We start from the raw sequence: 14,133 nt of genomic DNA, 5'->3' as shown, positions 1-14,133 counted from the left end.
GCCGCTGCGGGCGCGACGAGGAGCGCGCTCAGAGCGCGCGGAGGCGCCGCCGAGGGGGCGGCGCGGAGGACCCGCGAGGGTCCGGGACGGGACGACGGTCCGCACGGCGAGGCCGCTGGACCGGGAGCTTCTTCGGCGCCGTCACCGTCTGAGCGATGACGAGCGGGATGCTCGACCGGTCAGTCGGAGAGGGCGCCGGAGAAGCCGGCGGTGGTGAAGTGCGCGAAGTGCTGCATGGTCGGCTCCTTTCGTGGATCGGCTCCGTCGACCGTAGCGGCAGGGGCCTGCGCCTGACAAGAGCGAGGGCGCGATCACCGTCGGACGAGGCCGGATCGGGCGTGATCCGCAGGTCGGGGCCCGGGTCGAGGTGAGCCCTGCGATCGCGGAGGGGGAGAGCGCGCCGAACGCAGGAATCCCCTCGGGGAGGCGCGTCGCGGCGGACGCGCCTCCCCGAGGGGATCTCTTCTCAGGGGTGGTCAGCCCCGGCGAACCCCATCGGAACCGGCGCCGGCCTCCTGCGCGACCTCGGCGGCGAGCGGCGACTCCGGCCCCATCGACCGCTCGAGCTCGTGGGCGAGCGAGGCGAGCTCGGCGCCGCCGGCCATCAGGCTCGTCAGCTCGCCGAGGCTGATCTCGCTCTTCTCGAAGTTGCCGAGGCTGGTGCCGCGGTTCAGGAGGAGGAAGCGGTCGCCGACCGGGTAGGCGTGGTGCGGATTGTGGGTGATGAAGACGACTCCGAGCCCCTGGTCCCGCGAGCGGGCGATGTACTTCAGCACCACGCCCGACTGCTTCACGCCGAGGGCGGCCGTCGGCTCGTCGAGGATGAGCACCCGTGCGCCGAAGTAGACCGCGCGGGCGATGGCGACGCACTGGCGCTCGCCGCCCGAGAGGGTGCCGATCGGCTGGTCGACGTCGCGCAGGTCGATGCCCATGTTCGCCAGCTCGTTCTGGGTGATGTCGCGCATCGCCCTGACGTCGAGCCGGCGCAGCGGGCCGGCGCCCTTGGTGACCTCGGAGCCGAGGAAGAAGTTGCGCCAGACCGGCATCAGCGGCACGACGGCGAGGTCCTGGTAGACCGTCGCGATCCCCGCCTGCAGCGCCGCCCGCGGAGAGGAGAAGGTGACCGGCTCGCCGTCGAGCAGCAGCTGCCCTTCGGAGGGGGTGTGCGCTCCGGCGAGCATCTTGATGAAGGTCGATTTGCCCGCTCCGTTGTCGCCCAGCACGCAGGTGACCTGGCCGGCGTTCACGGTCGTCGACACCCCGGAGAGGGCGTTGACGGCTCCGTAGCTCTTGCCGATGTCGCGGACCTCGACGATCGTCGTGCCCACCGGGGTGCGCGGAGCGGCCGGTCGTCCGGTCGAGGGTCCGCTCGTCGTGTCGGTGCTCATCGCCCGCCTCCTGCTCGTGTCCGGACGAAGTTGTTCAGCAGCACGGCCGCGAGCAGCATGCCGCCGAGGACGGTGCGCAGCCAGTTGGTGTCCCACTGGGCGAAGGTGATCCCCTGGAAGACCATGCCGTAGATGAGCGCGCCGAGCGCCGCGCCGATCGCCGAGCCGTAGCCGCCGGTCATCAGGCAGCCTCCGACGACCGCGCAGATGATGTAGATGAACTCCTGGCCGACGCCGGTGTTCGCCTGCACGGTCGAGGTGCGGAAGAGCGAGATCATGCCGACGAGCCACGCGGCGCCGGCGGTGCCCATGAAGAGGCCGATCTTGGTCTTGAGGACGGGGACGCCGATCTGGCGCGAGGAGGTGAGGGCGCCGCCGACGGCGAAGATCCAGTTGCCGGCGCGGGTGCGCAGCAGGATCCAGGTGGCGGCGGCCGTGACGACGAACCACCAGAGCACCGAGACGTAGAAGGTGCCGTTGCCGATCGTGAGCGACGAGCCGAACAGCGGCTGGATGCTGTCGTAGGCGGGCACGTTCGTCATGCCCTGGATCGCGACCTGACCGGTGATGATCTTGGTCACGGCGAGGTCGATGCCGGCGAGGGCGAAGAAGGTGCCGAGGGTGACGATGAAGCTCGGCAGCCCGGTCTTCATCACGAGGATGCCGTTGAGGGCGCCGACTCCGAGGCAGACGACCAGCGAGACGAGGACGGCGATCCAGATGCTGAGCCCGTAGTGGGTGGTCAGGATGCCGACGATCAGGGCCGAGAATCCGGTCATCACTCCGGCCGAGAGGTCGAACTCGCCGCCGATCATCAGCATCGCGACCGCGACGGCCATGATGCCGAAGGTCGAGGCCGACTCGAGCCACACTCCGGCTCCGGCGAGGCTCAGGAACTGCGGCGTGTAGAGCGAGAAGAACACCAGCACGGCGAGGGCCGCGACGAGCGCGCCGGTCTCGGGGCGGGCCAGGATCTTGCGGAGCGGACGTCTCTCGAGGCGGGGCCTCGTCGCGATCGTCACGATGTCTGTGGTCGTCAACAGTGACTCCTAGGGGAGAAGGGGAGGGCCGGCGTGCTGGTCGCGCACGCCGGCCCCGGGAATCTCTAGCGGGTGCCGTTCGCGGCGAACTCGGCGACCGCGGCGGCGTTCTCCTTCGTGACGAAGGCGGGGCCGGAGTAGACCGGCTGGCCGCCTCCGATGACGTTGCCGTTGGTGGTGTAGAGCTGCAGCGCCGTGACGCCGAGGAAGCCCTGGACGTAGGGCTGCTGGTCGACGGCGAAGGCGATCGAGCCGTCCTCGACCGCCGTGACCACGTCCTCCGAGAGGTCGAAGGTGCCGACCTGGGCCGAGCTGCCCGACTCCGAGACGGCGCCGACGGCGTCGATCGCGTACTGGCCGCCGAGGGTGAGCACGCCGTCGATGGAGGGATCCGACTGCAGCTTCGACTTGATCGTCGCCTTCACCTCGGCGTCGTTGGTGCCGTCGACCTGGAGGTTCGACATGGTGCCGCCGAAGGTCGAGGCGGCCGCCTTGCAGCGCTCCTCGAGACCGACGTTGCCCGCCTCCTGGATGACGCAGAGGGCGTTCGTGGCGCCCGCCTCGGCGAGCTTCGTGCCGACCGCCTCACCGGCCACCGTCTCGCTCTGGCCGATGTGGGTGAGGGCGCCGAACTCGGCGGAGCGCTCGATGCCCGAGTTGATCGTGACCACGGGGATGCCCGCGGCGACGGCCTTCTCGACGCTGTCCTTCACTCCGTCGGGGTTGGCCATCGAGACGACGATCCCGTCGACGCCCTGGGCGACCGCGTTGTCGATGAGCTGCGACTGCTTGGCCGGGTCGGGGTCGGCGTTGTAGGTGACGGTCGCTCCGTAGTCGGCGCCTGCGGCCTCGGCCCCCGACTTCACGCGGTCCCAGAAGGCATCACCCGGTCCGGAGTGGGTGACGACCGCGTAGGTGTAGTCGCCGCCGCCGGCGCCGGCGATGGCGGCGGGCTCCTGGCCGGTCCCCGTGCATCCGCTCATCAGGAGTGCGGCCGCGGCGGTGATGCCGAGTCCGGCGAGGAATCGCTTCTTCATGAAAAAAGTCCCTTCGGTGCCGATGCCGTCGTCGATGACGGTCGGGGAGAACGACGCTGTTGCGATGAGTATGAAGTCGGACAGTTGCAAATGTCAATACATATTGTCATGGAGGTAGAGTGGTGCCGTTCAGCGTCGACGAGAAGGAATGGGAGCGCCATGGTCCACCGTGTGGGAGTCGGTCTGGTATCGGTCGGATGGATGGGGCGACTCCATACTCGTGCGTATCGGGCGGTGCCGGAGCACTATCCGGATCTCGGCGTCGCCGTCGACCTCGTCTCGGCCGCCGACACCGACCCCGCGACGCGCACGAGCGCCGAGGAGGTCCTCGGCTACCGGAGGACCACGGCCGACTACCGCGAGGTGCTCGCCGACCCCGACGTCGACGTCGTCTCGATCTGCGCACCCAACTTCCTGCACCGCGAGGTCGCCCTCGCGGCGGCGGAGGCGGGCAAGCCCTTCTGGATCGAGAAGCCGATGGGACGCTCCGCTGCCGAGTCCTCCGACATCGCCCGAGCGGCCGAGGCGGCCGGGATCGTCACGTCCGTCGGCTTCAACTACCGTCACGCGCCCGCCGTCGCGCACGCGCGCGCCCTGGTCCGCTCCGGTGCGATCGGCCGGGTGACGAATGTCAGCGTGCGCCTGCTCGCCGACTACTCGGCGGACCCGCTCGGCGCCCTCACCTGGCGGTTCCTGCGCGATCGAGCGGGTTCCGGTGTCCTCGGCGACCTCCTCTCGCACGGAGCCGATCTGGCCCAGTACGTCGTCGGGCGGATCGACTCGGTCTCGGCCGTGACGGAGACGTTCGTCCGCGAGCGCCCGCTGCCCGGGTCCGCCGCGGACGGCCACTTCAGCAAGGGCGCCGACGACGCGGCGAAGGGTCCGGTCGAGAACGAGGACTACGCGGCGCTCCTCGGCCGCTTCGAGTCGGGTGCGGTCGCGGTACTGGAGGCGAGTCGGGTCGCGGTCGGTCCCCGCGCCGAGTACGCGCTCGAGGTGTACGGCACCTCGGGATCGCTGCGCTGGGACTTCCAGCGCCTGAACGAGCTGCAGCTCGCCGACGACCCGAGCGGCTACCGGACGATCATGGCCCAGCCCGGCTTCGGCGACTTCGCGCGCTTCCAGCCCGGGGCGGGGACGAGCATGGGGTTCGACGACCTCAAGACGATCGAGGCCTCGCTGTTCCTCTCCTCCGTGCTCGAGGGCCGTCAGCTCGCACCGTCGGCGTCCGACGCGTGGTCGGCGGCCGAGATCGTGGAGGCGGCGGTCCGCAGCGACAGCGCGCGGGCGTGGGAGACGGTGGGTGCCGTCACCGGGCCCACCACCTATGACCGCTGAGCCAGCAGAAGCCCTGCGCGAGTCGATCGCGCAGGGCTTCTCTTCTGTGTCGGGACGCTCGTCCCAGAGCGCTCAGTCGCGGAAGGCCGCCTCGAAGGCGTCGAGCGCCGACTCCGAGTCGGCCGACGGCCACGCCTCGAGCCCGACGACGCCGTCGTAGCCGAGGGCGCGCAGCTCCCGGGCGATCGCCTCGTAGCGGATCTCTCCGGTGCCGGGCTCGCAGCGTCCAGGGACGTCGGCCACCTGGATCTCGCCGATCCACGGCTGGGCGCGGCGGACCAGCTCGATCAGGTTCCCCTCGCCGATCTGTGCGTGGTAGAGGTCGAGGTTGAGCCGGAGCCCCGCGCGGTCGACCGCGCTCACCAGCGCGAGGGTGTCCTCGGCGCGCGCGAACGGCACGCCGGGGTGATCGACCGCCGTGTTGAGGTTCTCGAGGGTGAAGACCCGGCCCCGCTGCTCGCCGAGCTCCGCGAGACGGGTGAGGGTCTCCTCCGCCCGCTCGCGCTCCCGGGGCGACACGTCGCTGCCCGGGCGGACGGGCAGCCCGCCCGGCGCGAGGCCGGTGCCGTGCACATTGAGGCGCGGGCTGTCGATGATCTCGGCCGCGTCGAGCGAGAGTCCGGCGGTGCGGAGCAGCTCGGCGATCCCGTCCTCTGTCGTGAGGTCGCCGGAGAGGTAGCCGGTCATCGACGAGAACGTCGCGCCGGTCGCCGCGAGGGCCGGCAGGTCCTTCGTCGACCAGTCCCAGATCTCGACCTCGAAGCCGCGCTCGTGCAGGCGGCGCACGCGGTCGACGATGTCGAGCTCGGCGAAGAGCATCTCGGCGGAGGCGGCCAGTCGGAGGCTCATCGCCGCGACTCCGCGGTCACAGGGCGACGCTCACGGAGACGCGCTCGACGGCCGAGCGGGCGGCCGCGTCGGCGAGGATCAGCGCGGCGCGGCCGTCGGCGAACGTCGGGCTCGTCGACTCCTCGCCACGGGCCAGCCTGATGAACTCGCCCAGCTCGGCCCGGTAGGCGACGGCGTAGCGCTCGAGGAAGAAGTCCTGGTACGGCGGCTTCGCCTGGACGCTCGACGCGCTCGAGACGCTCACGAGGCTCGTCAGGGCGTTCGCGACCTCGATCGAGCCGTCGGCACCGAAGGCCTCGATCCGCTGGTCGTAGCCGACCGAGCTGTGGCGCGAGTTCGTGATCGAGACGAGGGCACCGGAGGAGGCGCGCAGCGTGACGACGGCCGTGTCGAAGTCGCCGTGCTCGCGGGCGCCGGGATCGAAGGTCGTGGTGCCCGTCGCGGTGACCTCGACGATGTCGGGCAGGAAGAAGCGGGCCATGTCGAAGTCGTGGATCGTCATGTCGCGGAAGATGCCTCCCGACACGGCGACGTAGGCGGCCGGGGGAGCGGCGGGGTCGCGGCTGATGATCGACAGCTGCTCGAGAGCACCGATCTCGCCGGCGGCGACCCGCGCCCGGGCCTCGGCGAACGCCGGGTCGAAGCGGCGGTTGAAGCCGAGTGCGATCGGCACTCCCGACGACTGCACCCGGGGCAGGAGGGCGTCGACCCGGGCGATGTCGAGATCGATCGGCTTCTCGCAGAGCGCGGGGACGCCGGCGTCGATCGCGGCCTCGAGCAGGTCGACATGGGTGGCGGTGGGCGAGGCGATCAGCACCGCGTCGATCTCTCCGGAGGCGAACATCGCGGCCGCGTCGGTCGTCACCGTTCCGCCGTAGCGGGCGGCGACGGCGTTGGCACCGTCGATGAAGGGGTCGCACACCCACGCGAGGACGGCCTCGGGGTCGGCGGCGATGTTGGCGGCGTGCACCTGGCCGATGCGGCCGGTGCCGATCAGCCCGAAGCGGAGCGGGGAGTGAGTCACGTCGTGGTCCTAGCTGCCCGGAGGCGTTCGAGGGGTGGGAGTGGGGCGCTCAGGCCCAGGAGCGGAGGGCCTCGCGGTTGATGCGCTGGTCCTCGCCGCGCTCGGCGCGGAAGTCGTCGATGACGGCGTCCGGGGCGTTGAGCACGTCCTGCTCCACCACCACCCAGCCGTCGTAGCGGGCGGCGTCGACCGCGGTCATCACCGCCTCGAGGTCGATGTCGCCGCGCCCGAAGGCGACGAACGACGACGAGGACCAGACCTCGCGCATCCCGCCGCCGGCGGCGAGCACGCGCCGGAGCTCGGCGACGTCGACGTCCTTGAGGTGCAGGTGGTTGATGCGCGAGCCCCACCGGTCGATCGCCGCGACGGGGTCGCCTCCGCCGATCAGGAGGTGGCCGGTGTCGAGGGTCAGGCCGATGTCGACGGAGCCGAGGAACCGGTCGATCTCCTCCGGCGATTCGACGTACGTTCCCGCGTGGTGGTGGAACGTCGGCTCGAAGCCGGCCGCCCTGACGATCGCAGCGGCACGCTCGGCGTTCGAGACCAGCCGCGACCAGTGCCCCTCGTCGAGCGGATCGGCGGCGGAGCCGCGACCGGGTGACGAGCGCCGTGCCGCCGAGCCGTCGTCGGCCAGAGTCGGCAGGGGGAGCCGCGCCGGACCGCTCTCGGCGGCCTCGGAGAAGAGCCGCAGCGTCTCGTGGAGCTGCGGGAGTGCGGCCTCGAAGGCGTCGGAGTCGGTGAAGGGGAGCTGGATCCAGCCTCCCGCGAGCTCGAGGCCGGACCGCTCGAGCCGCCGCCGCAGCTCGGTGCCGCGACCGAGGTAGCCGACCGGGCCGAGGTCCACGCCGGTGTACCCCGCCTCGGCGAGGACGTCGACGAGGTCGTCCGGACTGACGACGTCCGCCTCCTCGGGGGTGAGCTCGAAGACGCCGAAGCTGACGGGAGCTCCGGCGACGGAGGCCTTCATCGCGCGACCCGGGACAGGGCGCGGTCGAATGTCTGGATCATACGGCGGTGTACAACTCCTCGGTGGGACTTCCTATTGTTCTTACAATACTACATGGGGGCGCGTCCGGCCGGCGGCGCCGCGCGCCGGATCAGACCGGGGGCAGCAGGACGTCCCGCACCAGCGCGTCGAGCCGGGCGTCCGCGTCGAGGAACTGGCGCAGCGTGCGCCGCGTCGCGCCGAACGAGTCGAACTCGTCGACGGTCATCCCGTCCTCGAGATACGCGCGACGGAACTCGGGCAGTTCGAGCAGCGTCTCGAGGATCTCGGGGGCGACCGGGGCGTCGATCCGGTGGAGGTCGACGGCGATCCGGTTCTCGTCGATCAGCAGCTGCCACTCGAACGGCGGGGAGACCACGAGGTCGCCACCGACGAGCTCCGACCACTGCAGGTGGTTCCGGAAGGCGGCCGAGAGGATGCGCGACCGGTACCCGCGCTCGCGGAAGATCGCGTAGGCCTTCTTCAGGGCCGCGACGCCCGCCCACTCCAGGTGCCCCGGCTCGACGAGGCGCCGGTCGGCGGCGACGGAGGCCTTGATCCAGTCGTCGAGGCGGCCGCCCATGATGGTCACGACCGAGCCGAACTCGTGCTCGGGGAGTCCCTCCGCGCTGCGGCGGTCGAGGCCGCGCTCGATCGCCTCCGCGACGGCGACCGCCTGCGCGACGGTGAACGAGACGGTCGCGTTGATGCTCACCCCGCGGAACGTCGCCTCCTCGATCGCCCGGATGCCGATCGCGGTCGCCGGGATCTTCACGATGATGTTCTCGGCCAGCTCCGAGAAGTGCACGGCCTGGGCGACGAGCGCGTCGGCGTCGCGGTGCAGCCGCGGATCCGTCTGCACCGAGAGTCGGCCGTCGCGGCCGCCGCTCGCCCGGAACGCGGGGAGCAGGAGCGCGGCCGCCTCGATCGACATCGCCTCGATGGCGAGCCAGCCCAGCTCGCTCTCGCCCGCGGTCGGGTGCTCGGCGGCGAGCTGCGCGATGCGGGGCGCCCAGACGTCGAGGTTCTTCTCGATCGTGGTCAGGGCGATCACCGGGTTGCAGGTCGCTCCGACCGCGCCGAACGAGATCGAGCGCTCGAGTTCGCGCAGATCGGCGGAGTCGTTCCAGAGGCTCGTCGGGGTCCCGTCGGCTGCGGCGCGGAGGGGCAGGACCGGTGTGACTCCGGTCGCGGTCCGGTCTGCGGTCAGGGTGTCGCTCATGACGTCTCCAGGGCTCTGTCGGTGCCGACGGGAGTGATGCCCCCGCATGGTGTCCCCATCGTAGACGGAGCCTGCGCAATTGTCCTAACAATACGACGTAATGCTGGACAGGTGACAAAGCTGGCATGATGTAAGTCCATATTCATCACAGGACATCGACGGGGGAGCACGCATGGCACTTCAGGAGGAGCAGGCCCTGCCGATGGACCTCTTCATGGACCTCGACCGCTCCGGGCCCATCCCGCTCTACCACCAGATCGCCACCCGGCTCGAGAAGGCCATCCTCGACGAGACGCTGCCCGCCGGCTCGCGGCTCGAGAACGAGGTGTCGCTCGGCAACCGCCTCGGCATGTCGCGGCCGACGATCCGCCGTGCCATCCAGGACCTCGTCGACAAGGGGCTCCTCGTGCGTCGCCGGGGCATCGGGACGCAGGTCGTGCACGGGAGGGTGACGCGGAACGTCGAGCTCACCAGCCTGTACGAGGATCTGCAGCGGTCGGGACAGAAGCCCGAGACCCGGACGCTGTCGTCCTCGGTCGGCGTGGCCGACGAGGCGGCGGCGGGGGCGCTCGGAGTCGAGGTCGGATCACCGGTCGTGCACATCGTCCGCGTGCGCTCGGCCGACGGGGTGCCGCTGGCCGTGCTCGACAACATCCTCCCCGCGGAGTTCGTCGACCTCGACCTGGCCGCCCTCGAGACGCACGGCCTCTATCAGCTCCTCCGGGCGAGGGGCGTCGCGATGCGGGTCGCCAAGCAGCGGATCGGCGCGCGCGCCGCGACGTCCCGGGAGGCCGAGCTGCTCGACCTGCGCAAGGGCGCGGCCGTGCTCACGATGACGCGGACGGCGTTCGACAACTCCGGTCGCGCGGTCGAGTACGGCCAGCACTGCTACCGCCCCGACCTGTACTCGTTCGAGATCACCCTCGTCGACCGGTAGGGCGCACAACGTCAGCTGAGACGGGGTCGCAGCCCCCATCGAGCGCGAGACCTGCTCTCAGCTGACGTTGTGCGCTGCGTGCGCTCCTCAGCCGAGCAGCGGGCGCTGCCGCTCGCGCTTCGCGACGTAGGTCTCGCGCGCGGTCGTGGTCGACCCGAGCGTCGACGTCTCGGCGACCGGGACGTCCCACCAGCCCTCGCCGTCGGGGGCGTAGGCGAGCGGGTCGGTGTTCACGTGGATGAGCGTCGTGGTGTCCGAGGCCTTCGCCGCGGCGATGGCCGCCTTCAGATCCTCGACGGCGCGGGGGCTCGGCTCGATCTCGATCGTCTCGACTCCGTAGCTGCGGGCGTTGGCCGCGAGATCGATCGGGAGCACGCGCGTCCCCTGGAAGCCTCCCGACTCGTCCTGGAAGCGGTACTTCGTGCCGAAGCGCTCGGAGCCGAGGGTCTCGGAGAGGTGGCCGATCGACGCGTAGCCGTGGTTCTGCAGCAGGATCACGATCAGCTTGATGCCCTCGGCGACGGCGGTGACCAGCTCGGTGTGCAGCATCAGGTAGGAGCCGTCGCCGACCATCACGATCGCGTCGCGGTCGGGAGCCGCCCGGCGCACCCCGAGGCCGCCCGCGATCTCGTAGCCCATGCACGAGAAGGCGTACTCGACGTGGTAGCCGAGCGGGTCGCGCACCCGCCACAGCTTGTGGAGGTCTCCCGGCAGCGACCCGGCGGCCTGGACCACGACGTCGCGGGGATCGGAGGAGGACTGGACCGCTCCGATGATCTCGGCCTGCCCCGGCAGGGCGCTGCCCGTCGGCTCGAAGGCGGCGTCGACCGTCGCGTCCCACGTCGACTTCTCGGCGGCGGCCTCCTCGGCCCACTCGGCGGGGACCGTGTGGCCCGCGAGCGCGTCGAGCAGCGCGGTGAGCGCCTCCCTCGCGTCGGCGATGATCGGCAGCTGCGAGCCGTGCTTGTAGGCGTCGAAGGAGGCGACGTTGATGTTGACGAAGGTCACATTGGGAGCCTGGAACGCGGTCCGGCTGGCGGTCGTGAAGTCGGAGTAGCGGGTGCCGATGCCGATGACGACGTCGGCCTGCGCCGCGAGCCGGTTCGCGGCCGTGGTGCCCGTCGCTCCGATGCCGCCGAGGTACTGCGGGTGGTCCCAGACGAGCGAGCCGCCGCCGGCCTGGGTCGTGCCGGCCGGGATGCCGGTGGCCTCGACGAGCGCCCTCAGCGCGTCCTCGGCGCCGCTGTACAGCACCCCGCCACCGGCGACGATGATCGGTTTCTCAGCGTTGCGGATGGCGGCCACCGCGCGGGCGAGCGGGCCCGCCTCCGGCACCGGGCGGCGGAGGTGCCACTCGCGCGGGGCGAGGAACTCGAGCGGGACGTCGAGGCTCTCGGTCTGCACGTCCTCGGGCAGCGCGATGGTGACCGCTCCCGTCTCGGCCGGATCGGTCAGGACGCGCATCGCGGCCAGGGCGATCGAGAAGAGCTTCTCGGGCCGGTCGACGCGGTCGAAGAAACGGGAGAGGGGGCGGAACGCGTCGGTCACCTGCACCGACGTGTCGTGCGGCAGCTCGATCTGCTGCAGCACGGGATCGGCCACCCGGGTCGCGAAGGTGTCGCTCGGCAGCAGCAGCGCCGGGAGCCGGTTGGTCGTCGCGAGGGCGGCGCCGGTCAGCATGTTCGCGGCGCCCGGGCCCACGGAGGCGGCGCTCGCATAGGTCGCGCGACGTCGCCGCATCCGCGCGAATCCCACGGCCTGGTGCACCATCGCCTGCTCGTTGCGGGCCTGGTGGTACGGCATCAGGCCGGGCTGCTCGGCCTCGAGCTGCTGGAGGGCCTGGCCGATGCCGGCGACGTTGCCGTGGCCGAAGATCCCGAAGGCCCCGGCGATGGTGCGCTCGCGGACGTCGCCGTCGACGGTCCACTGGTTCGCGAGGAACTCGATCAGTGCCTGGCTGACGGTCATCCGCTTCGTCGTGCTCATGAGTGCGTTCCTTCGATCGGGGTGGCGCGGGTGTAGGGGAGTCGCGGGTCGATGTCCTGGCCCTGCCAGGTCTCGCGGATCCAGCCGTGCGCGGGGTGGTCGCTGATCAGCCAGGCCCGCTCGTCTCCGGGGCCGGCCATGACGTTGAGGTAGTAGAGGTCGTAGCCGGGCGCCGCGACCGCGGGACCGTGGTAGCCGAAGGGGACCAGCGCGATGTCGCCCGTGCGCACGGCGGCGTCGATCGTGATCTCTCCGGCGGGCGAGGACGAGGTGCTGAACAGGCCGAACGGCTCGGCCTCGGCGGGCGCCTCGACTCCGCGGCTGACGGCGGACTCGAAGTAGTAGATCTCCTCGAGGCGCGTCTCGTGGCCGGGGATCTCCTCGTCGTGCTTGTGCGCGGGGAAGCTCGACCAGTTCTCGGCCGGAGTGATGACCTCGCAGACGATGAAGCGGTCGGCCTCGAGGGCGGCGGGGGTGCCGAAGTTGTGTACCTGACGGCTCGAGCGCCCGGCCCCGCGCAGCTCGACGGGGATGTCGGAGCGCGGGATGTGGCGACTCGGGTGAGCGGACGCGGCCGGCGCCTCCGCGATCGCGACACGGCCCGAGCCCGACACGGTCGCGGAGGACAGCGTCGAGAGGTAGAGCACGTCGCTCGGGCCGTCGAAGACCGAGGCGCGCCCCTCCAGCAGGGTGGTCTCCGTCGGGCCCGAGGTCTGGTGCCGCACGGTGAACGATCCGGAGAGGGGCACGACGAGTCGCTCGAGGCCGGCGGCGGGCAGCTCGAGCTCGTCGCCGTCGCCCAGGTCGGCGACCCGGAGGCCGGTGTGCCGCCAGCCTGGGATCCCGTCGTCGACGACGGACTCCCACCCGTCCCGCGCGAGCTCCCCGCGGCTGAACATCCACTCGTTGCGCCGTTGCATCCCTGCCCTGTCCCTTCGTGTCTTCACGTGCTGGTGTCTTCCGCGAGATGCCTCTTGGGTACACCTTCTTCGGCGTGTCGCGTACCCAAGTGGCATCTCGCGAAGCCGACCACGACCCGCACCCCCTGAGGTCGAGCGCCACCGGCGAATCGCGTGCCAGCGATTCGTCGTGCGCGGACGCGGGCCGCTCTGCGGGACCCGGCCGCCTCGCCGAGCCGACTGCGGCCGATCGACGAGCGCAGCGAGGAGAGAGGCCTAGGAGTTCTGCGGGAAGCCGAGGTTGATGCCGCCGTGGGAGGGGTCGAGCCAGCGGGAGGTGATGGCCTTCTGCTGGGTGAAGAAGCGCACGCCCTCGGCGCCGTGGGCTTTCGTGTCGCCGAACAGCGACGACTTCCAGCCGCCGAACGAGAACGTCGCGACCGGGACCGGGATGGGCACGTTGATGCCGATCATCCCGACCTCGACCTCGTTCTGGAAGCGGCGGGCCGCGCCTCCGTCGTTCGTGAAGATCGCCGTCCCGTTCCCGAACGCACCGTTGTTGATCAACGCCACGCCCTCCTCGTACGACTGCACGCGCACGATCGAGAGGACCGGTCCGAAGATCTCCTCCGTGTACACCTTCGACGTGATCGGCACATCATCGATCAGCGTCGGACCCAACCAGAACCCGTTCGGATCCCCGTCGACCTCGATCCCGCGACCATCGATGACGACCTTCGCGCCGTCCTCCTCCGCGACCTGGATGTAGGACGCGACCTTGTCCCGGTGCACCTGCGTCACCAGCGGGCCCATGTCGCACCCGCGGCGGCCGTCGCCGATGCGCAGCTTCGCCGCCCGCTCCTGGATCTTCACGATCAGCTCGTCCGCGACCGGCTCGACGGCGACGACCACCGAGATGGCCATGCACCGCTCGCCTGCCGACCCGAAGCCCGCGTTGATCGCCGAGTCCGCGACGAGGTCGAGGTCCGCATCCGGCAGCACCAGCATGTGGTTCTTCGCACCACCCAGAGCCTGCACGCGCTTGCCGTGCCGGGTGCCGGTCTCGTAGACGTACTGCGCGATCGGCGTCGACCCGACGAACGAGATCGACTTCACATCCGGGTGCTCCAGCAGCCCGTCGACCGCGACCTTGTCACCGTTCAGCACCGTGAAGACGCCGTCGGGCAGGCCCGCCTCCTTCCACAGCGCACCGAGCCAGATCGCGGCCGAGGGATCCTTCTCGGACGGCTTCACCACGACGGAGTTGCCGGCCGCGATCGCGATGGGGAAGAACCACATCGGCACCATCGCCGGGAAATTGAACGGCGAGATGATCCCCACGACTCCCAGCGGCTGCTTGGTCGAGTACACGTCGACGCCGGTCGAGACCTGCTCGGAGTACTCGCCCTTCAAGTGGTGCGCCAGCCC

General features: G+C 70.9%; 12 protein-coding genes. 2 read left to right on the top strand and 10 right to left on the bottom strand.

What is annotated here, in order from left to right; genetic code table 11:
* Positions 1 to 476: 476 nt before the first annotated feature.
* The 3 genes from ASG06_RS17845 to ASG06_RS17835 all read right to left on the bottom strand — a co-directional run bounded on the left by ASG06_RS17845 (position 477) and on the right by ASG06_RS17835 (position 3,465).
* A complete protein-coding gene (locus ASG06_RS17845; protein WP_056045942.1) occupies positions 477 to 1,388 on the bottom strand; it encodes an ATP-binding cassette domain-containing protein in 912 nt (303 codons plus the stop codon).
* The gene (locus tag ASG06_RS17840; protein WP_056045939.1) at positions 1,385 to 2,428 is read right to left on the bottom strand and encodes an ABC transporter permease; all 1,044 of its coding nucleotides are present in this window, start codon (positions 2,426 to 2,428) and stop codon (positions 1,385 to 1,387) included. Before ASG06_RS17840 ends, ASG06_RS17845 begins: the two co-directional genes overlap by 4 nt.
* A 65-nt stretch (positions 2,429 to 2,493) precedes the next feature.
* Positions 2,494 to 3,465, bottom strand: a complete 972-nt coding sequence (locus ASG06_RS17835) for a sugar ABC transporter substrate-binding protein (RefSeq protein ID WP_056045937.1) — start codon at positions 3,463 to 3,465, stop codon at positions 2,494 to 2,496.
* A 159-nt stretch (positions 3,466 to 3,624) separates the two neighbouring features.
* Here ASG06_RS17835 and ASG06_RS17830 point away from each other — a divergent pair, with 159 nt between their 5' ends.
* Positions 3,625 to 4,803 (top strand): Gfo/Idh/MocA family protein, encoded by a 1,179-nt coding sequence (locus ASG06_RS17830; protein ID WP_056045934.1) that lies wholly within the window; start codon positions 3,625 to 3,627, stop codon positions 4,801 to 4,803.
* A 72-nt stretch (positions 4,804 to 4,875) separates the two neighbouring features.
* Here ASG06_RS17830 and ASG06_RS17825 read toward each other — a convergent pair whose 3' ends face one another.
* The 4 genes from ASG06_RS17825 to ASG06_RS17810 all read right to left on the bottom strand — a co-directional run bounded on the left by ASG06_RS17825 (position 4,876) and on the right by ASG06_RS17810 (position 8,883).
* Entirely contained in the window at positions 4,876 to 5,652 is a 777-nt protein-coding gene (locus ASG06_RS17825) for a TIM barrel protein (RefSeq protein WP_056045931.1), read from the bottom strand.
* A 16-nt stretch (positions 5,653 to 5,668) separates the two neighbouring features.
* Positions 5,669 to 6,676 (bottom strand): inositol 2-dehydrogenase, encoded by a 1,008-nt coding sequence (gene iolG / locus ASG06_RS17820; protein ID WP_056045928.1) that lies wholly within the window; start codon positions 6,674 to 6,676, stop codon positions 5,669 to 5,671.
* Between the two features lie 49 nt (positions 6,677 to 6,725).
* Positions 6,726 to 7,643 (bottom strand): sugar phosphate isomerase/epimerase family protein, encoded by a 918-nt coding sequence (locus tag ASG06_RS17815; protein ID WP_056045924.1) that lies wholly within the window; start codon positions 7,641 to 7,643, stop codon positions 6,726 to 6,728.
* A 130-nt stretch (positions 7,644 to 7,773) separates the two neighbouring features.
* On the bottom strand, positions 7,774 to 8,883 hold the full coding sequence (locus ASG06_RS17810) for a transaldolase family protein (protein WP_056045921.1): 1,110 nt from the start codon (positions 8,881 to 8,883) through the stop codon (positions 7,774 to 7,776).
* Between the two features lie 172 nt (positions 8,884 to 9,055).
* Here ASG06_RS17810 and ASG06_RS17805 point away from each other — a divergent pair, with 172 nt between their 5' ends.
* Positions 9,056 to 9,820 carry a GntR family transcriptional regulator gene (locus ASG06_RS17805; RefSeq protein WP_056045918.1) on the top strand — a complete coding sequence of 255 codons (765 nt, stop codon included), beginning with the start codon at positions 9,056 to 9,058 and terminating at the stop codon, positions 9,818 to 9,820.
* Positions 9,821 to 9,907: 87 nt separating this feature from the next.
* On the opposite strand, the gene iolD is transcribed toward ASG06_RS17805, so the two are convergent.
* The 3 genes from iolD to mmsA all read right to left on the bottom strand — a co-directional run.
* Positions 9,908 to 11,806 (bottom strand): 3D-(3,5/4)-trihydroxycyclohexane-1,2-dione acylhydrolase (decyclizing), encoded by a 1,899-nt coding sequence (iolD, locus tag ASG06_RS17800; protein ID WP_056045915.1) that lies wholly within the window; start codon positions 11,804 to 11,806, stop codon positions 9,908 to 9,910.
* Complete coding sequence (iolB, locus tag ASG06_RS17795) at positions 11,803 to 12,726, bottom strand: 5-deoxy-glucuronate isomerase (RefSeq protein WP_056045912.1); 924 nt, start codon at positions 12,724 to 12,726, stop codon at positions 11,803 to 11,805. The genes iolD and iolB overlap by 4 nt, the downstream gene beginning before the upstream one ends.
* 255 nt (positions 12,727 to 12,981) lie before the next feature.
* Positions 12,982 to 14,133: CoA-acylating methylmalonate-semialdehyde dehydrogenase (mmsA, locus tag ASG06_RS17790; RefSeq protein ID WP_056045909.1), on the bottom strand; the 1,152-nt coding region annotated here is incomplete at its 5' end.

The sequence above is a fragment of the Rathayibacter sp. Leaf185 genome, from assembly GCF_001423885.1.
GTDB lineage: Bacteria > Actinomycetota > Actinomycetes > Actinomycetales > Microbacteriaceae > Rathayibacter.
The sequence above is the reverse complement of the archived record's forward strand: the minus strand, read 5'-3'. Positions and strand labels throughout refer to the sequence as shown.